General features: G+C 41.5%; 22 protein-coding genes. 19 read left to right on the top strand and 3 right to left on the bottom strand.

Translation table 11 applies throughout. The features are described from left to right. The 5 genes from ODU34_RS04230 (at window position 1) to greA (ending at window position 4,982) form a co-directional block, all read left to right on the top strand. Window positions 1-663, top strand: a complete 663-nt coding sequence (locus ODU34_RS04230) for a hypothetical protein (protein ID WP_105179409.1) — start codon at window positions 1-3, stop codon at window positions 661-663. Window position 664: 1 nt separating this feature from the next. After that, window positions 665-1,996: a UDP-N-acetylmuramate--L-alanine ligase gene (gene murC, locus ODU34_RS04225; protein ID WP_024378795.1), complete on the top strand. Its 1,332-nt coding sequence runs from the start codon at window positions 665-667 to the stop codon at window positions 1,994-1,996. 55 nt (window positions 1,997-2,051) lie between these two features. Then, entirely contained in the window at window positions 2,052-2,537 is a 486-nt protein-coding gene (locus ODU34_RS04220; protein WP_024406643.1) for a GNAT family N-acetyltransferase, read from the top strand. Window positions 2,538-2,608: 71 nt separating this feature from the next. Next, window positions 2,609-4,426: an endolytic transglycosylase MltG gene (gene mltG, locus ODU34_RS04215; RefSeq protein ID WP_253213055.1), complete on the top strand. Its 1,818-nt coding sequence runs from the start codon at window positions 2,609-2,611 to the stop codon at window positions 4,424-4,426. 73 nt (window positions 4,427-4,499) lie between these two features. Then, window positions 4,500-4,982: a transcription elongation factor GreA gene (gene greA, locus ODU34_RS04210; protein ID WP_136671543.1), complete on the top strand. Its 483-nt coding sequence runs from the start codon at window positions 4,500-4,502 to the stop codon at window positions 4,980-4,982. A gap of 268 nt (window positions 4,983-5,250) precedes the next feature. Here greA and yidC read toward each other — a convergent pair whose 3' ends face one another. Both yidC and ODU34_RS04200 read right to left on the bottom strand, forming a co-directional pair. Further along, window positions 5,251-6,165 (bottom strand): membrane protein insertase YidC, encoded by a 915-nt coding sequence (yidC, locus tag ODU34_RS04205; RefSeq protein ID WP_024415263.1) that lies wholly within the window; start codon window positions 6,163-6,165, stop codon window positions 5,251-5,253. Window positions 6,166-6,234: 69 nt separating this feature from the next. Then, window positions 6,235-6,516: an acylphosphatase gene (locus ODU34_RS04200; RefSeq protein WP_002942735.1), complete on the bottom strand. Its 282-nt coding sequence runs from the start codon at window positions 6,514-6,516 to the stop codon at window positions 6,235-6,237. Window positions 6,517-6,646: 130 nt separating this feature from the next. On the opposite strand from ODU34_RS04200, the gene ODU34_RS04195 reads away from it, so the two are divergent. Genes ODU34_RS04195 through ODU34_RS04185 form a run of 3 tightly spaced genes read left to right on the top strand, consistent with a single transcriptional unit; the run spans window position 6,647 to window position 8,639 of the window. Then, the gene (locus ODU34_RS04195; RefSeq protein WP_105179406.1) at window positions 6,647-7,387 is read left to right on the top strand and encodes an RNA methyltransferase; all 741 of its coding nucleotides are present in this window, start codon (window positions 6,647-6,649) and stop codon (window positions 7,385-7,387) included. 46 nt (window positions 7,388-7,433) lie between these two features. Next, on the top strand, window positions 7,434-7,916 hold the full coding sequence (locus tag ODU34_RS04190; RefSeq protein ID WP_002942738.1) for an HD domain-containing protein: 483 nt from the start codon (window positions 7,434-7,436) through the stop codon (window positions 7,914-7,916). A gap of 21 nt (window positions 7,917-7,937) precedes the next feature. After that, a complete protein-coding gene (locus tag ODU34_RS04185; protein WP_205014710.1) occupies window positions 7,938-8,639 on the top strand; it encodes a Bax inhibitor-1/YccA family protein in 702 nt (233 codons plus the stop codon). Window positions 8,640-8,688: 49 nt separating this feature from the next. On the opposite strand, the gene pepC is transcribed toward ODU34_RS04185, so the two are convergent. After that, window positions 8,689-10,020 (bottom strand): aminopeptidase C, encoded by a 1,332-nt coding sequence (pepC, locus tag ODU34_RS04180; protein WP_205014709.1) that lies wholly within the window; start codon window positions 10,018-10,020, stop codon window positions 8,689-8,691. A 134-nt stretch (window positions 10,021-10,154) separates the two neighbouring features. On the opposite strand from pepC, the gene ODU34_RS04175 reads away from it, so the two are divergent. The 11 genes from ODU34_RS04175 to yidD all read left to right on the top strand — a co-directional run bounded on the left by ODU34_RS04175 (window position 10,155) and on the right by yidD (window position 17,547). After that, window positions 10,155-11,402, top strand: coding sequence for a diaminopimelate decarboxylase (locus ODU34_RS04175; protein WP_205014707.1), 1,248 nt, complete (start codon window positions 10,155-10,157; stop codon window positions 11,400-11,402). Window positions 11,403-11,504: 102 nt separating this feature from the next. Beyond that, entirely contained in the window at window positions 11,505-11,741 is a 237-nt protein-coding gene (locus ODU34_RS04170; protein WP_024384571.1) for a YneF family protein, read from the top strand. Between the two features lie 89 nt (window positions 11,742-11,830). After that, window positions 11,831-12,625: a glutamate racemase gene (gene racE / locus ODU34_RS04165; RefSeq protein ID WP_105212490.1), complete on the top strand. Its 795-nt coding sequence runs from the start codon at window positions 11,831-11,833 to the stop codon at window positions 12,623-12,625. Continuing rightward, window positions 12,622-13,632, top strand: coding sequence for a nucleoside-triphosphate diphosphatase (locus ODU34_RS04160; protein WP_136647072.1), 1,011 nt, complete (start codon window positions 12,622-12,624; stop codon window positions 13,630-13,632). Before racE ends, ODU34_RS04160 begins: the two co-directional genes overlap by 4 nt. Further along, window positions 13,605-14,132 (top strand): metallophosphoesterase, encoded by a 528-nt coding sequence (locus ODU34_RS04155; RefSeq protein WP_136647073.1) that lies wholly within the window; start codon window positions 13,605-13,607, stop codon window positions 14,130-14,132. The genes ODU34_RS04160 and ODU34_RS04155 overlap by 28 nt, the downstream gene beginning before the upstream one ends. Continuing rightward, complete coding sequence (gene cbpB, locus ODU34_RS04150; RefSeq protein ID WP_012027618.1) at window positions 14,129-14,587, top strand: cyclic-di-AMP-binding protein CbpB; 459 nt, start codon at window positions 14,129-14,131, stop codon at window positions 14,585-14,587. The genes ODU34_RS04155 and cbpB overlap by 4 nt, the downstream gene beginning before the upstream one ends. Then, entirely contained in the window at window positions 14,584-15,315 is a 732-nt protein-coding gene (gene xerD, locus ODU34_RS04145) for a site-specific tyrosine recombinase XerD (RefSeq protein ID WP_015647252.1), read from the top strand. The genes cbpB and xerD overlap by 4 nt, the downstream gene beginning before the upstream one ends. Next, entirely contained in the window at window positions 15,315-16,034 is a 720-nt protein-coding gene (locus tag ODU34_RS04140) for a segregation/condensation protein A (RefSeq protein WP_024384576.1), read from the top strand. The genes xerD and ODU34_RS04140 overlap by 1 nt, the downstream gene beginning before the upstream one ends. Beyond that, complete coding sequence (gene scpB, locus ODU34_RS04135) at window positions 16,018-16,587, top strand: SMC-Scp complex subunit ScpB (protein ID WP_136647075.1); 570 nt, start codon at window positions 16,018-16,020, stop codon at window positions 16,585-16,587. Before ODU34_RS04140 ends, scpB begins: the two co-directional genes overlap by 17 nt. Beyond that, on the top strand, window positions 16,577-17,308 hold the full coding sequence (locus ODU34_RS04130) for a pseudouridine synthase (protein WP_012027615.1): 732 nt from the start codon (window positions 16,577-16,579) through the stop codon (window positions 17,306-17,308). The genes scpB and ODU34_RS04130 overlap by 11 nt, the downstream gene beginning before the upstream one ends. Next, on the top strand, window positions 17,308-17,547 hold the full coding sequence (gene yidD / locus ODU34_RS04125; RefSeq protein ID WP_024406654.1) for a membrane protein insertion efficiency factor YidD: 240 nt from the start codon (window positions 17,308-17,310) through the stop codon (window positions 17,545-17,547). The genes ODU34_RS04130 and yidD overlap by 1 nt, the downstream gene beginning before the upstream one ends. The last annotated feature ends 1 nt before the right edge of the window (window position 17,548 follow it).

The following is a 17,548-nucleotide window of genomic DNA, read 5'->3' as shown; positions in this document are numbered from 1 at the left end:
ATGATTAGACATGAAAAAAGATTTCCACTAGTCGCAGATGATGAGGTACTAGTTGGAGAAAATCCAATTATGAGTTTATATGATGAGAGCGACCTGATTAGCAATATCAGAGGACCTTATCAAGAAAAGGAATTTAGCTGGTCTACCGATTCACAGCGAGTTGCGTCGACAAAACCAGTAGCACAAACGGAAGATGAGCTCCTGCCTCCTCTGTTTGAAGCTAAGCCAAGTCATTATTCGCGCAAGGAACGCCTTCAGCAACAGACTAAAACGAAGCCTTCTCCAGTGAAAACACAGGGGCAGTTGGCTCGTGAACAGGCTAGAGAAGACTTGAAGAAAAAACGATCAGCAACCTACTTAAGAGATGAAAAACCAGCACCAGCTAAAGTTGTGGTGAAACCTCCTGTCGTTGCAATAACTGAATCTAAGGCGGGGCGGTTGACACGTTTGGCGGACAACTTACGTCAGACAGACTATATTCTCGCTGATATGCCAGCTGTCTATTCTTTGAAGAAAGAAGATAGAGAACAGGAACAGGTTATAAAGAAAAATTCGTATGACTTTTTAAGAAAGAGTCAGGTCTACAATTATCCTGAGCGCAGACAACAACGAGATCGCCAAGTGGCACAAGAATTGAATTTGACACATATAGAAGAGGAATAACATGACAAAAACCTATCATTTTATCGGAATTAAGGGATCAGGTATGAGCGCACTTGCTCTTATGTTGCATCAAATGGGGCATAAGGTTCAAGGTAGTGATGTAGAGAAATACTACTTTACACAACGCGGGCTTGAACAAGCTGGGATTCAGATTTTACCATTTGATGAGAAAAATATTACAGCAGATGTCGAATTGATTGCTGGTAATGCTTTTCGTCCAGATAACAATGTGGAAATCGCTTATGCTGATGCCCAAGGCTATACCTACAAACGTTACCATGAATTTCTAGGTGAATTTATGAAAGGTTTTACGAGCCTCGGTGTTGCTGGTGCCCATGGTAAGACCTCTACAACGGGATTATTGGCACATGTTATGCGCAATATCACAGATACTTCCTTCCTGATTGGTGATGGTACTGGTCGCGGTTCGGCAAATGCTCAGTATTTTGTGTTCGAATCCGATGAATACGAACGTCACTTTGCCCCATACCATCCTGAATACAGCATCATTACCAATATTGATTTTGACCATCCAGATTATTTCACTAGTCTAGAGGATGTTTTCAATGCTTTCAATGATTATGCGAAGCAAGTAAAAAAAGCTCTCTTCGTTTTTGGTGAAGATGAGCAACTTCGTCGTATCACGGCAAATGCTCCAATCTACTATTATGGCTTGGAAGACAATAATGATTTTGTTGCCTATGACTTGAAGCCTTCTACAAGTGGCTCACAATTCAAAGTTCGCCATGGTGAAGAAGAGTTGGGAGAATTCCAAATTCCAACCTTTGGTAAGCATAATGTGATGAATGCAACAGCTGTTATTGCCAACCTCTATATTGCGGGCTTTGATTTGCAACTGGTTGCAGAACACTTGAAGACATTTGGAGGTGTCAAACGTCGCTTTACGGAGAAAATTGTCAATGATACTGTTATCATTGATGACTTTGCTCACCATCCAACGGAAATCATTGCAACCATTGATGCGGCACGTCAGAAGTATCCTAGTAAGGAGTTGGTAGCCATCTTCCAACCACATACATTCACTCGAACCATTGCGCTTCTTGATGAGTTCGCAGATGCTTTGAATGGAGCAGATGCAGTTTACCTTGCTCAAATTTATGGCTCAGCGCGTGAAACAGACAATGGTCAGGTTAAGGTAGAAGATTTGGCGGCTAAAATCAACAAAAAAGGTGGACTTGTTACAGTTGAAAATACTTCACCACTTTTAGACCATGACAATGCAGTATATGTATTTATGGGAGCTGGTGATATTCAGTCCTATGAATATTCCTTCGAAAGACTCTTGTCAAATCTTACAAATAACGTCCAATAAAAAGAAAGACGGAGGCCTATGGCCCCTGTTTTTCCGCTATATAAGGGAGAAAATTATGGAAATTCGTTTTGCTACTCCTTCGGATTTAGAACAAGTTGTTTTGATTGAAAATGCCAATTTTTCCAAAGAAGAACAAATAGCTGAGTCTGTTCTTGCCATTTATCTGAATGCTTTGAGTAAAACCTGTTTAATAATGGAACACGATGGGGAAATAGCAGGATATTTATTATCCTGTCCTTCTGTTTCGCAGACTGTTACGGACGATATTTTTTACTTGACAGAGAGTGACATGCCGACAGGCAGTCACCTAGCTATTGCCAGTCTATCCGTAGCGGATACCTATAAGGGACAGGGAGTGGGAACTCTCTTGTTGGCAGCCATAAAAGAAGTGGCTTTAGCGGGAGGATTTGAAGGAGTTTCCCTGACCTGTAAGGAGTATTTGATTGGCTACTATGAAATGAACCAGTTTGAAGACTTTGGCCCCTCCTTGTCGCAATTTGGAGGACAAATGTGGAGTGATATGTACTGGAAAGCCTTGTAGAAAGGGAAGTTCTTGCAATTCATAAGCCTTTAAGATATAATGTATAGTAACTGTGTGAAAGGAGTAACAGCGTGACAAAGGATACGAATGAAAAAAACACGCAGTCTTCAAGCTTCCGCGATCAAATTTTACGAGATTTGGAAGAATTGAAGGTGAAACGTTTGGCGGAACAATCAGCGGATGTTCTTGTTGATAAGCGTAATGAAGTTATCAACGAGCTCCAGCCTAGTCTTGCCGAAGAAAAAGCCCCCCATAGAGAGACTGAAATTGTAAAAGTAGAAGGGATTGCCTTTCCTGATTCATACTTGTCAGAAGAACAGCAAGAATCAGAAGTGATGACGGAAAGTATCGAAGAGCCAACATCAGAAACTTTGGCTACTCCAGAGACTTTTGTGATTGAAAAAGAAGTCGTTCCAAGTCCAGTTCCACAAGATACTGTTGAACGAAACTTGGAGAAATTAAGGAATCTTGTGGCTGCTAATACGGCAGGATTTGATGAAGTGCCATCAAGCTCGTCAGTTTCTGAGCCAGTAGAGTCTGTCCTTCCGGGAAATTCTCCTTTAGAAGATACATTTTTGGAATTTCCAACGGAAGACGTGTCAGCTGTGACTGGTGATACAGAAATCATCTCGCTAGAGGAAACTATTATTGCTCCAAAGACAACGGCTATTGTTCCAGAAGTAGACAAGCAGATGCAGGAAACACAACCCAGAAGAAGAACAACCCACAGAACAAGCAAGCAACGTCGTAAAAAACAAGATAACGCCGCTAAACACATTGTCTCTGTTATCATGTCAATTGTTGTAGTGGCAGTTCTAGCGACAGGTGTTACTGGTTATATGTGGGTAAAATCTAGTCTGGAACCAGTTAATGCAAAAGCTACAGAAACTATTCAGGTAGAGATTCCAGAAGGATCTTCAACTTTAGAAATTGGTAAAATTTTAGTTGACAACAAGTTGATTAAGAATGCTACTATTTTTAATTACTACTCTAAAATTAAGAGTTATAATAATTTCCAAAGTGGTTTTTATAATTTGAAACAGAATATGTCTGTGGATGACATCGCCAAAGCACTTCAAGAAAGCGGAACTCCGACAGCTCAAAAAGAAGCCGCAGGGAAGGTTTTGATTGTTGAAGGGTATACGTTAACACAAATTGCTCAGGCTATTACAGACAATACTAATACAAAAGATAAGAACGATAAAACACCATTTACTGCAGAACAGTTTATGGCTACTGTAACCAACCAAGATTTTATTAATCGAATGGTTGCTACCTATCCAAAATTGTTTGCCAGCCTACCAGCTGCTGATAGTGGAGTTATTTATCAGTTGGAAGGTTACCTCTTCCCAGCGGTTTATGAATACAGCGATGAAACAACTATCGAAGAGCTCGTTGAGCAAATGATTGCCGCGATGGATAATCGTTTACAACCATATTATGAAACGATTACTGCTAAGAATTTGACTGTAAATGAAGTTCTTACCTTGGCATCTTTGGTTGAAAAAGAAGGTTCTACTGATGAAGATCGTCGAAACATTGCAAGTGTCTTCTTTAACCGCTTGAATGCAGCAATGCCTCTACAATCCAATATTGCCATCTTGTATGCGCAGGGTAAACTTGGTCAAGAAACAACTCTGGCAGAAGATGTAGCGATTGATACATCAATTGAGTCACCATACAACATTTATTGGACACCAGGATTGATGCCTGGACCAGTGGATAGTCCAAGCCTTTCGGCTATCGAAGCAGTGATTAATGCCAACACAACAGACTATCTTTACTTTGTAGCAGATGTTACAACTGGAAATGTTTACTTTACAAATAATATTGATGAACATAACAAAAACGTTGCTAAGTATGTAAATGCACATCTTAATAATGAGTAAATTCTTACAACAAAATTATGTGGTTTTCCACATAATTTTGTTTTCATGAAAAATAAAAGAAAAGGAAAGACAAATGGCAGAAAAAACATATCCAATGACCTTGGAAGAAAAGGAAAAATTAGAAAAAGAACTAGAGGAACTAAAGCTAGTTCGTCGACCAGAAATTGTTGAACGTATTAAAATTGCTCGTTCTTACGGAGACCTTTCAGAAAACTCTGAGTACGAAGCAGCTAAAGATGAACAGGCTTTTGTTGAAGGTCAAATCTCAACAATCGAAACAAAAATTCGCTATGCTGAAATCGTAAACAGTGATGCAGTTGCTGCGGATGAAGTGGCAATTGGTAAGACTGTGACTGTTCAAGAAGTTGATGAGACTGAGGAAGAAGTCTATCATATCGTTGGTGCTGCAGGTGCAGATGCCTTTGCAAACAAGATTTCAAATGAAAGCCCAATTGGTCATGCTTTGATTGGTAAAAAAACAGGAGATGTTGCAACAATTGAAACGCCTGCTGGTAGCTATGATGTAAAAATCTTGAAGGTTGAAAAAACGAAATAAGGTGTGGAGAGAGTCGAAAGATTCTCTCTTTTTATTCGCGAAGGTACTAAAAAAGATTGGGAATCCCAATCTTTTAGTATTTATACTCAATAAAAATCAAAAATAGCAAATCTAAGCTACTTATAACATGTGAAACCTTAATTTATAAGTTTGAGTTGAGGATTGTGGATTTCAAGTAGCTGTTTTCTTCTAAAAAAATAACAAAATCGAAACGCTCCATATCCACTTGGAGTGGTAGGTGGCTATTTTTGATTTTAAATGAGTATTATTATCTAGAACGTTGTTTTCCAGAATTACGATTTTTCTTCTTATTGTTTGTTTTTCCTTCAATGACTGCTGAAGCAGTTGGAGTAACATCCTTTGTTTTACGAGGAGTTGCTGTCACTGTGATATTTTTGAATTCCTCTTCCACTTGTTTACGAATACGAGGTTTCAAAATGAAGTTTGTAATAGCTTGTTGAAGAATACCGAAGAGACCACCGACAACCCAGTAGAGAGTCACTCCAGCAGGAGACCCGAATGAGAACATCATGATCATAATTGGATTCATCAGAGCCATGGTTTTCATTTGTTTTTTCTGTTCTTCATCCATACCGACTTGCATTAAGAGCGATTGGGCATAGTACAAAATACCAGCAACGACTGTCAAAATCAGGCTAGTTGAACCTAAATTAATACCAAGGAAAGTGGCTTCAGAAATTCCTGGTGTGTGGCGAGCCGCAAAGTAGATCGCAGAGAAGAATGGCATTTGAATCAGCATCGGCAAACAACCGATTCCGCCGAGCATGCTCACACCGTATTGTTTTTGAGTTGCAAAATACTCTTGTTGCGCAGCAAGTTGCTCTTCTTGAGAGCTTGCATTTTTCATGCGCTCCTGGATTGGGCCTAAAATCGGTTTGAGATAATTCATCTTCTCAGATTGGATAGCAGCTTTCCAAGATTGGTAAATTCCCAATGGGAGGATGATGAATCGAACCAATAAGGTGACGATGATAATAGCAAGACCAAATCCTAGAGCTTGATCTTCTGCAAAGAAGCGAATTAAGTTGGACATTGGTTGTCCCAACCAATCCCAAATGAGACCTGTAGGATTTCCGCTTTTATCAGTTTGAACACAACCAGATAAGAAAATAAGTGTTGATAAGGCCATGCCTGACAACATGAGTAGACGTTTATTTTTCAATTTTTCTCGTTCCTTTGTTTTTTTCAGTATACTCTCTATTTTACTTTTTTTGTTCAAAATATACAAGTTTTATCTATAAGCCACCTGAAAATCCTTATAGTCTTCGAAGTTGGCTAGGGTGACATCGAGATAGGTGACTTTGGCCATACGAGAAGGCCCTTTCCGAATTTCATGGATAAAATGGCTGAGCTTCTCAGCATTATCTGACTGAGCTAAAATGGTGACAGTTCCATCATCATTATTCCAAACTCTGCCGTAGATGTCGCCTATTTCCACAGCTAAAAATTGAACAGACCAACGAAAGCCGACTCCTTGCACACGACCAGATGCAATCATTTTTACCTTTCGCATAAGTTTCTCCTTTTGACAAGACATTTACTTTATTATATCATGGTTGGGTAAGACTGTTCAAAAATCAAGATAATTGATTTAGCCGTTGGAAAATTGAAGTTGCTGAGCAGTAAAAGAAAAAGGGGCATTCATGGAGATCATTCGCTCAAAGGCCAATCATTTGGTCAAGCAGGTTAAGAAATTACAACAGAAAAAATACCGTACTTCTTCTTATTTGATTGAAGGTTGGCATTTGTTGGAGGAGGCTTTGGCAGCCAAAGTACCTATTGAACATATTTTGGTATCAGAAGAACATGTTCATCGGGTTGCTGGTTTATCCAATGTAACAGTTGTCAGTTCAGATATTATGCAGGATTTGGCAGACTCACGGACACCACAAGGGGTAGTAGCTCAACTGTCCTTACCAAATCAGACCTTACCCGATGTCTTAACAGGAAAATTTTTGGTTCTGGAGGATGTGCAGGACCCTGGAAATGTTGGTACCATGATTCGTACAGCTGATGCAGCTGGTTTTGATGGAGTATTTCTATCGGATAAGTCGGCAGATATTTACAATATGAAAGTTCTGCGTTCCATGCAAGGGAGTCATTTCCACTTGCCAGTTTATCGGATGCCGATGACCGCTATTTTTTCGGCTTTAAAAAGCAATCAGATACAAATCTTGGCAACAACCCTCTCTAGTCAGTCGGTTGACTATAAGGAAATTACGCCAAATCCGAGTTTTGCCTTGGTCATGGGAAATGAAGGTCAAGGAATTTCAACTTTTGTAGCCGATGAGGCGGATCAACTTGTCCACATCACCATGCCAGGGCAGGCGGAAAGCCTCAATGTAGCCATTGCGGCGGGCATTCTATTGTTTAGCTTTATTTAAGCCAAATGTACTATAGTGTGGTATAATATTCCAACGAGGTTAACGAATGGTTGCATATAAACAAGATAAAGAATACATGCATTACGTGGGGCACTTGATTGCCACACCCAAGGTGCAAAAATTGGGGAAAATTCCTCATCATTATTACTCCACGCGCTTGGAACATTCCATCAATGTCTCTTATACAAGTTATAAGATTGCGAAAAAATTTGGTTGGGATGCCAAGTCAACAGCTCGTGGTGGTCTATTGCATGATTTATTCTTCTATGATTGGAGAGATACCAAATTCAACAAGAGCCATGCTTGGGTTCATCCACGAATTGCTAAACGCAATGCTCAGAAACTCATTCAACTCAATAAACTAGAAGAAGACATCATTGTGAAGCATATGTTTGGTGCGACAATCGCTCCTCCTCGCTACAAGGAATCCTGGATTGTGACATGTGTGGATAAGTATTGGGCTGTGAGAGAGTGGAGTCTGCCCTTACAACACAAGTGGAAAAATCGTAAGGTCTTTCGGTTTCAATAAAATGATTTAAAGGAGAATAGTATGAATAACGATTCATTTATTATTAATCAGGTGGATAATACCGCCCTCAACCGTTTCTTCGGTAAAATTTATGGTGTGGTTGCCATGGGAATTGGTCTATCAGCTCTAGTTTCATTCTTGGCTGTGACCGTCTTTCAATCTTTATTGCTTAGTCTGCTGAGTGCAGGTTCCATCATCATGATGCTGATTATGATTGGTCAGATTGCCTTGGTTGTTTCTGCTTCAGCAATGGCAGCTAAAAATAGTCCAATTGCTCTACCAATGTTTCTTGCCTACTCAGTAACAAATGGGATTACCATCAGCATGATTTTGATGTTCTATACTAGCGAAACAGTTGTACTCGCCTTCGTGTCAGCGGCTCTCATGTTTGCTATCATGGCTGTAATTGGGATGACAACGAAGAAGGATCTTTCTGGTATGGCTCAGGCATTGCGTGCAGCTCTATGGGGAATTATTATTGCAAGTGTTATTAATATCTTCCTTCGTAGCTCAGGTCTAAGCTTTATGATGTCTATCATTTCTGTTTTGGTATTCTCAGGTTTGATTGCTTATGACAACCAACGTATCCGCAATGTTTTCGAACAAACTGGTGGTAATGTTGGCCAAGGTTGGGTCGTATCCATGGCGCTTCAGCTCTATCTTGACTTCATCAACCTCTTCCTCAACTTACTCCGTATCTTTGGTGGTTTGAGTAGAGACTAATTATGACATATAAAAAAGAGGGGTGCCCTCTTTTTTTATATGTCGTTTGTTATGCTAGAGCTCCCATTGGATCCCATGGGGCAAGGACTTGTGGTTGAGCTTGATAAGCTGCTAGTTCTTCTGGTGTGAGGAATTCTTTTCGGACAACAATCTGATAAGTGTACTCGTCCATCCAGCTATCTGATGCGACGAAGTATCCCTTGTCACCAACCTTGTCACCCCAAGAGTTTTCTACTTTCCATTTGAGAGGTTGCTCATTGTCGTCTAAATCAACTCCAGTTAAGACCATAGCGTGAGTCATCAAACTTTCGGAGTAGTCTAATCTTCCAGCCTTGTCTTGATGGAAATGGATACCCAGACCTGAAGAGAAGTCGTAGGTGTTGGTTGCCATAATACCAGTTTGACGATTGCTACTTTGACCGACATCGGAACCAAACCAAACGGATTCACCAGCTTTGAGTTGGGCAATAGCCAGTTCTTTAAAACGGTTCATTTCTACATTGAGGTAGCGGACATCAGGGGCGCCAACAACGTTCCCCAACAATTCGACTGTATAAGATTTATTGTAGGGTTTGTCAGTTGTAGGAGCATTGATAATGGAGACATAGTCAGATAACTTCAAACCAACGTATTTCTCATAGAATGCCTGAGGTGTCACATTTGTATCACGGTGATAGACATTGTCTTTATCTCTATATGCAAAATCAAAGCTGCGAGGAGGGAGTCCAAGGTTGACAGCTAGGAAGTTAAAGATTTCTTGAAGTAAGTTTTCTTTTTGTACTTGAACTTCTTCTGATGAAGCTCCTTTGGCAAGGAGGTCTCGCAAGATTTGTGCATCTTGACGGAGCAATTTGTTAAGGTACTGATTGAGCTCACGGCTGGCACTGGATGAGATAGATTCTGGATAGACAGATTTCGGTACTACACCATATTTTTCAAATAAGGCAACAACCATATCCCATTGACCGCCATCTTGTTGAGGGGTATCCAATAAGAATTTTACCTTACGGCTACCAATTTCTTGGTCAGCTGTAGCAATGATTTGTTCGAGGAACCAGTTGGACTTTTCATATTTATCCCAAAAGAAGGTATGGGCCTGTGATAGCTCAAAATTCTCCAGCTTGAAGTCTGAGATGAGCTTGTGGCGGAAGGTATTCAATGCAGCAAACATCCAGCAACGTCCAGAAGCCTTTTGGTTTGAAACAGCGCCCTTGGTCAAGTCGATTGAAAAGACATAGTCATTGTCGATGGCGCTTTGGCGTGTTTCTAAGGATTTCAAAAGTCCGTTGTGGCTCACGGCATTTTCGGTTGCCTGTAGGCTTGGATTAGCTAGATAGTTGGCATACAAGCGTTCTGTAAAATCAAAATCTAATGTTGACATATATTACTCCTTTTTTTAATGATATTCACATTATAACGCTCGTAATTTATTTTGCAAGTATTTGGTGGAGTTGAAAGCTACAGTTCCTCACATATTTGTGATATAATAGGAAAAATATTTGATGAGGTAGCGACATGACCAAGACACCATTTGTTAGTAAAGAAATTTTGGATACCATTACGGAGCAATTTCCAACTCCTTTCCATTTGTATGATGAAAAAGGCATTCGTGAGAAGGCACGTGCCCTTAATGCGGCTTTTTCATGGAACAAGGGCTTTAAGGAATATTTTGCGGTCAAGGCGACTCCAACTCCAGCTATTTTAAAAATTCTTCAAGAAGAAGGCTGTGGAGTGGACTGTGCAACGGATGTAGAAGTGCTGATGAGTGAAAAATTGGGCTTTAAAGACATCATGTTTACATCCAATGATACCCAAGCTCAAGAATTCGTCTATGCCAGAAAAGTTGGGGCGACCATTAACCTTGATGCCTATGAGCATATTGAGTTTTTGAAAAACGTTGCTGGTATCCCAGAAACGGTCTGCCTCCGTTACAATCCTGGAGGAGTCTTCTCGCTGGGAACGGATATTATGGACCATCCAGAAGAGTCTAAGTTTGGGATGACCAAAGACCAGCTCATGAAAGGCTATAAGGAGCTGAAAGAACTGGGTGTAAAGCAGTTTGGTATTCATGCCTTTTTAGCTTCGAATACAGTAACAAATGACTATTATCCTGTCTTAGCTCGTCAACTCTTTGAATTGGCCTTGGAAATCCGTGAGGAAACAGGTGTGACCTTGGACTTCATCAACCTATCAGGTGGGATTGGTGTCAACTATCGTCCTGAACAAGAACCAAACGACATTGCTGTCATTGGTGAGGGTGTCCGTAAGGTTTATGAGGAAATTCTCACGCCAGCTGGTATGGGACATATAAAAATCTTTACGGAATTGGGACGCTTTATGTTGGCGCCACACGGTCACTTGATAACAAAGGTGCTTCATCGTAAGGAAACCTATCGGACTTATATTGGTGTCGATGCATCGGCAGCCAACCTCATGCGTCCTGCTTTCTATGGCGCCTACCACCATATCACCAACATCACGCGCCCAGATGCCCCAATCGAAGTGGTGGATGTGGCAGGTTCCCTCTGTGAAAACAACGACAAGTTTGCGGTCAACCGTGAATTACCACGGGCCGAAGTAGGAGACACCTTGGTCATTCATGACAGTGGGGCCCACGGCTTCTCCATGGGCTACAACTACAACGGTCGTCTGCGTTCCTCTGAAATTCTTTTACAGGAAGATGGCACAGCGTGTATGATTCGTCGAGCTGAAACACCTGAGGACTATTTCGCAACCATTTACGGTTTTGAATTTGACAGGTAAGTCTTGGAAAAGCCTGCTGAATTTGGTATAATAGATTCATTAAGAGATTGTCGCAGGGCAATTCCGAATGAATTATTTTTAGAAGAGTCAGGAGATTGACAAATGAACTTAGGTTTAGCAATTTTACTTATTGTATTGGCATTTGCAGGTGGTGTGGCCTTGGGTATTTACTTGTCACGTAGACAGGTGGAAAACTACATTGCTGACAAGCCAGTTTTGGATGAAAATGCTTTGCGTTTGATGATGAGCCAAATGGGTCAAAAACCAAGCGAAGCAAAAGTACAACAAGTACTTCGCCAAATCAAGAGCCAACAAAAAGTGGCAAGCAAGAAAAAATAATCAAACTGGGACTGGGATATTCATTCCCAGATCCCATTTTTTGAGTAGAAAAGAAAGGCTAGTCAGATTTTCTGGCTATTCTCAGTATTATGGATAATCGACCAATAGGTTTTTTAGATTCAGGTGTGGGGGGATTAACGGTTGCGCGTGAGTTAATGCGCCAACTTCCCCATGAAGAAATCGTTTATATCGGGGACTCGGCACGGGCACCTTATGGCCCCCGTCCAGCAGAACAAATCAGAGAATATACTTGGCAGTTGGTTAATTTCCTTGTGACAAAAAATGTAAAAATGATTGTCTTTGCCTGCAATACGGCAACAGCGGTAGCCTGGGAAGAAGTCAAGGAAAAGTTGGATATTCCTGTTTTGGGTGTTATTTTACCAGGTGCTTCGGCAGCTATCAAGGCAACGCAAACTGGTAAGGTTGGTGTCTTAGGAACGGCTATGACTATTCAATCCGATATCTATCGTGAAAAAATTCAGGCCCTTTCTCCGGAAACGCAGGTAGACAGTTTGGCCTGTCCCAAGTTTGCCCCTCTGGTTGAGTCCAATAGCCACCAATCCAGTCTTGCCAAAAAGGTTGTTTATGAGACACTTCGACCACTCGTTGGGAAAGTGGACACCTTGGTTTTGGGCTGCACCCATTATCCTCTGCTTCGCCCCATCATCCAGAATGCCATGGGCAAGGAGGTCAAGTTGATCGATAGTGGTGCAGAGTGTGCGCGAGATATTTCTGTTTTATTAAATTATTTTCAAATCAACCGCAGCCGAACCGAAAAGGATATTCAGCACAGATTTTACACAACAGCTAGTCCGGCAGCTTTTAAAGAAATAGCTGAAAGCTGGATGGGCATTGATATTCATGTGGAGCATGTAGAACTATGACAGACAAGATATACGAATACAGAGATGAACACAATTGGTTTATCGGAAAGGCTAGTTTTGCCAACCTATTTGGTTCCTTTGGAGAAAATGGAAGAGAGCAGGAAATTTACCAGATTGGTCAGTTGTTTGATAAACTGATTGCAGGTAATTATGAAGATGACAACTTCAACCAGTGTGTCAACATTGAAGTGATCAAACTTCAGTCTGAATTTGCCCTCTTTCAATTTGCCTGTGATATTTTGAATGAGTTAAACAATCGCCAGTTCAAAGTTCTTCAACATCAAGGAGCTATTCTGGTAACAGAAAATGACAAGCTTCTCTTGGTTCATCTGCCCCAAGCAGGGGTTAGCACGGCAGATTTCTTCGGTCAAGACAAGGGATTGGCAAGCGTGGGAGATACCATCTTGATCGCTACAAAAAATGAAGGTAAGACTAAGGAATTCCGTAAGTTTTTTGAGCGCTTTGGCTACCAGGTCGAGAACCTTAACAATTATCCTGACCTGCCAGATGTAGCAGAAACAGGTATGACCTTTGAGGAAAATGCAAGGCTCAAGGCTGAAACCATAGCAGAGCTGACAGGTAAGATGGTCTTGGCAGATGATTCGGGTTTGAAGGTTGATGCTTTAGGTGGTTTGCCAGGAGTTTGGTCTGCACGTTTTTCAGGTCCAGATGCCACAGATGAGCTCAATAATGCCAAGCTCTTGCACGAGTTGGCCATGGTATTTGAACTGAAAGATCGTTCTGCTCAATTCCATTGTACCCTAGTTATGGCTGCTCCAAATCGTGAGAGTTTGGTTGTCGAAGCGGACTGGGAAGGCTTTATCGGTATGGAACTCCGTGGGGAAAACGGGTTTGGATATGATCCACTTTTCCTCGTAGGCGAAACAGGCAAGACCTCGGCAGAATTGACCTTAGAAGAAAAAAATAAGATTTCCCACCGTGCACAAGCACTAGAAAAATTAGTGGAGGCATTTCCAGTATGGCAGGAGCAAGCAAAACAATCCTAGTCATGAGCGACTCTCATGGAGATAGACAGATTGTAGAGGAGATTAAACATCATTATCTTGGGAAGGTCGATGCCATCTTTCACAATGGTGATTCGGAGCTGGATAGTCAAGATAGTCTCTGGGAGGGAATATATGTTGTCAATGGTAACTGCGACTACTTTGGTGGTTACCCTGACCAGCTCATTACTCAATTGGATGGTGTGACTATCGCTCAGACTCATGGTCATCTTTATGGCATTAATTACGGCTGGCAACGGTTGGATTATTGGGCTCAGGAAGTTGATGCGGATATTTGTTTGTATGGGCATCTGCATGTGCCTGATGCCGAAGTGCGTGGCAAGACCCTCTTCCTCAATCCTGGCTCCGTTAGTCAACCTCGTGGTTTGGTCAGAGAATGTCTCTATGCTCTTGTGACCATCTATGATGATCACTTCCATGTGGATTACTACAATCGACAGCACCAACTTTACCCAGCATTGACAAAGGATATTTCAAGATGATTGCAAGAGAATTTGAAGCCTTTTTATTGGATCAGGAAGAAACTTTCTTGACACCAGCGGATAAATTGGCAGTAATTATTGATACGCATAATATTGACCATGCAAAACTGTTACTCAGTCACATGACCTATTCACGCGTACCTGTGGTAACAGAAGACGGTCGTTTCTTCGGCACCATCGGCTTGACGGAAATCATTAAATATCAAGCTGAAAATGAACTATCGGATGACGAGTTAAACAGAGATATTTCTGTGATTGTAAAGACAGATGAAGAGACTGTTGGTCTGGATTATGATTTGACAGAAGTGATGCGCAAGCTAGTAGATCAATCTTTCTTACCCGTTCTTGGGGAAAATAGAGAATTTATGGGAATCATTACACGAAAATCCATCTTAAAGGCAATCAATGCTCTCTTGCATAATTTCCCCCTAGCATCAAAAGAAGGCAAGAAATGAAGCAGGCGATTGAATCTTTTATCCAGAGTAAAAAGGTCAGTGTCAACAGCCAAAAGTCCTATACCTACGACCTGCAGCAATTTGTGACAGTAACAAAGGGGGAGATTAGCCAACAGTCTCTTTTGGTCTATCAGCAGTCTCTTCTAGACTTGAAACCTGCTGCTCAGAAAAGAAAAATGTCAGCGGTCAATCAATTTCTCTACTTTCTTTATGAAAATAATCTCCTGGATCGTTTTTATAAATTGCAAACGATGTCAGGTCCAGCCAGCGTCAAAAAGAAGCTGGAGCGTGAGGATTTAACTCTCCTCTTTCAAGAAAGTCCTTGGCTTGATGGGCAACTGATTGCTCTTTTGATTGCCTTACTGGGGCTGACTCCTAGTGAAATAGCAGAGCTGACTAGTCAGCAGGTCAATCTGGATTTTCAAGTCCTGACAGTTGAGAAAGGGACGACTAAGCGCGTCCTAACCTTGTCCAAGGAATTACTTGTTTATTTGGAAGGGCATTTGACAGGAATTTATGTTTTTGACAAGAAGGGACAGACCTATTCTCGTCAATGGTTCTTTAATCGTCTGACAGAATTTGTCCAGTCCATTGGCAAGCCTGATTGGACAGCCCAAAAATTACGAGAACAGTATATTCTAAAACAGATAGACGAAGGAAAATCCTTGGACCAAATCGCCAAGCAGTTGGGACTGAAAACAAGCATGAGTTTGGAAAAATTTAGATAATGGATATAAAATTAAAAGATTTTGAAGGGCCACTTGATCTCCTGCTACACCTGGTGTCCAAGTATCAAGTAGATATTTACGAGGTTCCGATTACAGAGGTTATCGAGCAATATTTAGCCTACATTGCTACCTTGCAAGCCATGCGTTTAGAGGTAGCGGGAGAATATATGCTCATGGCTAGTCAGCTGATGGTCATCAAAAGTCGTCGGTTATTACCGAAGGTTGTTGAGCAAATTGATCCCGAAGATGATCCTGAAATGGACCTTTTGGACCAGTTGGAAGAATACCGCAAGTTCAAACTTCTCAGTGAGAAATTAGGGGAGCAACATGATGAACGGGCGAACTATTTTTCAAAACCCAAGCTGGACTTGATTTATGAAGATGTTCAGCTAGCCAAGGATAAGACCGTCATTGATATTTTCCTGGCTTTTTCTAAGGTCATGGCTGAAAAACAGGCAAGCCTCCGTCAGTCTCATACGACCATTGCCCGTGATGAATATAAAATCGAAGACATGATGGACTTTGTTCGCAGTCGTTTCGAGACTGGTCCACGCCTTGAACTCCGTCAGCTTTTTCAAGAAAGTCAAGATGTCAATGAAATGATTACGATCTTCCTTGCGACTTTGGAATTGGTCAAGGTTCATGAAATCGTCTTGGAACAGACAGAGACTTTTGGAGATATTTATCTAGTAAGGAGTGAAGATGAATCGCTTAGCTGAAATCGAAGTCCTGCTCTTTGTGGCAGGTGAGGATGGCTTGACGTTACGAAATTTGGCAGAGATGTTGGAAATGCAGCCGACAGCTGTCAGCCAGCAGTTAGAGAAACTTGGTGAGAAGTATATGGCAGACAAAGCCTCAGGCTTAGCCATCCTAGAATCCTCCAACCGCTACAAGTTGGTTACTAAAAAAGAATATGCAAATCTTTTGCGAATCTATGCCAAAACACCAATCAATCAGACTATGTCACGGGCTCTTTTGGAAACCTTATCAATCGTAGCCTATAAGCAACCCATTACTCGGATTGAAGTTGATGATATTCGTGGGGTCAATTCCAGCGGTGCCATCAGTAAGTTGCAGGTCTTTGACCTCATTCGTGAGAACGGTAAGAAAGAGGTTCTTGGTAGACCAAATCTCTATGTGACGACGGATTATTTCCTGGATTACATGGGAATTAATAGTCTAGAAGAATTGCCTGATGTGTCTGAAATAGATTTGATTCAAGAAGAAACAGAGCTATTCGTAGAAAGAAATGAGTTAGAAAATGAGAATTAATAAATACATTGCCCATGCTGGAGTTGCCAGTCGTCGTAAGGCAGAAGAACTAATCAAACAAGGACTAGTTACTGTAAATGGTCAGGTTGTTCGTGAGCTAGGGACAGTTATCAAATCGGGTGATAAGGTAGAGGTTGAGGGACAACCAATTTATAACGAAGAGAAGGTCTACTATCTCCTCAATAAACCACGAGGTGTTATTTCTAGTGTGTCAGACGACAAGGGAAGAAAGACGGTTGTGGACTTGTTGCCAACAGTTAAGGAGCGGATTTATCCTGTTGGTCGTTTGGACTGGGATACATCTGGGGTTTTGATTTTGACCAATGACGGTGATTTTACAGATGAGATGATTCACCCACGTAACGAGATTGATAAGGTTTACTTGGCGCGTGTCAAAGGGGTTGCCAACAAGGAAGTCTTGCGTCCCTTGACCCGTGGTGTTGTCATTGATGGCAAAAAGACCAAGCCTGCGGTGTATGAGATTATCAAGGTGGACCCTGTTAAGAACCGCTCAGTTGTAGAATTAACAATCCATGAAGGTCGAAACCACCAGGTTAAGAAGATGTTTGAGGCTGTCGGCTTGCAGGTAGATAAGCTGTCTCGTACTCGCTTTGGTAATCTTGACTTGACCGGCCTACGTCCAGGAGAATACCGCAAGCTCAACAAGAAAGACATCAGTAAGCTACATACTCTGGCTGTTACTAAGCCAGTTAAAAAATAATGACTAGACTCTTGATCGGCTTGGTCCGATTCTATCAGAAATTTATTTCTCCCCTTTTTCCGCCCTCTTGTCGCTACCGTCCGACTTGTTCGGCTTATATGATCGAGGCCTTACAAAAACATGGACTCAAGGGCTTTTTGATGGGCCTGGCTCGTATTGGGCGTTGCCATCCTTTTGTAGAAGGGGGAGAAGATCCTGTCCCGGACAGGTTTAGTCTGAAAAGAAATAGGCAGAAGTAGG

The organism is Streptococcus sp. 2018WUSS126, from assembly GCF_044427425.1.
Lineage (GTDB): Bacteria > Bacillota > Bacilli > Lactobacillales > Streptococcaceae > Streptococcus > Streptococcus hashimotonensis.
The sequence above is the reverse complement of the archived record's forward strand: the minus strand, read 5'-3'. Positions and strand labels throughout refer to the sequence as shown.

Coding starts and splice junctions, on each gene's coding strand:
- scpB (WP_136647075.1), top strand. CDS start 16,018: ATGAATCGCTTAGCTGAAATCGAAGTCCTGCTCTTTGTGGCAGGTGAG.
- ODU34_RS04190 (WP_002942738.1), top strand. CDS start 7,434: ATGGTTGCATATAAACAAGATAAAGAATACATGCATTACGTGGGGCAC.
- ODU34_RS04200 (WP_002942735.1), bottom strand. CDS start 6,516: ATGCGAAAGGTAAAAATGATTGCATCTGGTCGTGTGCAAGGAGTCGGC.
- ODU34_RS04230 (WP_105179409.1), top strand. CDS start 1: ATGATTAGACATGAAAAAAGATTTCCACTAGTCGCAGATGATGAGGTA.
- pepC (WP_205014709.1), bottom strand. CDS start 10,020: ATGTCAACATTAGATTTTGATTTTACAGAACGCTTGTATGCCAACTAT.
- racE (WP_105212490.1), top strand. CDS start 11,831: ATGGATAATCGACCAATAGGTTTTTTAGATTCAGGTGTGGGGGGATTA.
- ODU34_RS04220 (WP_024406643.1), top strand. CDS start 2,052: ATGGAAATTCGTTTTGCTACTCCTTCGGATTTAGAACAAGTTGTTTTG.
- cbpB (WP_012027618.1), top strand. CDS start 14,129: ATGATTGCAAGAGAATTTGAAGCCTTTTTATTGGATCAGGAAGAAACT.
- ODU34_RS04175 (WP_205014707.1), top strand. CDS start 10,155: ATGACCAAGACACCATTTGTTAGTAAAGAAATTTTGGATACCATTACG.
- murC (WP_024378795.1), top strand. CDS start 665: ATGACAAAAACCTATCATTTTATCGGAATTAAGGGATCAGGTATGAGC.
- ODU34_RS04130 (WP_012027615.1), top strand. CDS start 16,577: ATGAGAATTAATAAATACATTGCCCATGCTGGAGTTGCCAGTCGTCGT.
- ODU34_RS04195 (WP_105179406.1), top strand. CDS start 6,647: ATGGAGATCATTCGCTCAAAGGCCAATCATTTGGTCAAGCAGGTTAAG.
- yidD (WP_024406654.1), top strand. CDS start 17,308: ATGACTAGACTCTTGATCGGCTTGGTCCGATTCTATCAGAAATTTATT.
- ODU34_RS04160 (WP_136647072.1), top strand. CDS start 12,622: ATGACAGACAAGATATACGAATACAGAGATGAACACAATTGGTTTATC.
- ODU34_RS04185 (WP_205014710.1), top strand. CDS start 7,938: ATGAATAACGATTCATTTATTATTAATCAGGTGGATAATACCGCCCTC.
- greA (WP_136671543.1), top strand. CDS start 4,500: ATGGCAGAAAAAACATATCCAATGACCTTGGAAGAAAAGGAAAAATTA.
- ODU34_RS04155 (WP_136647073.1), top strand. CDS start 13,605: ATGGCAGGAGCAAGCAAAACAATCCTAGTCATGAGCGACTCTCATGGA.
- ODU34_RS04170 (WP_024384571.1), top strand. CDS start 11,505: ATGAACTTAGGTTTAGCAATTTTACTTATTGTATTGGCATTTGCAGGT.
- ODU34_RS04140 (WP_024384576.1), top strand. CDS start 15,315: ATGGATATAAAATTAAAAGATTTTGAAGGGCCACTTGATCTCCTGCTA.
- xerD (WP_015647252.1), top strand. CDS start 14,584: ATGAAGCAGGCGATTGAATCTTTTATCCAGAGTAAAAAGGTCAGTGTC.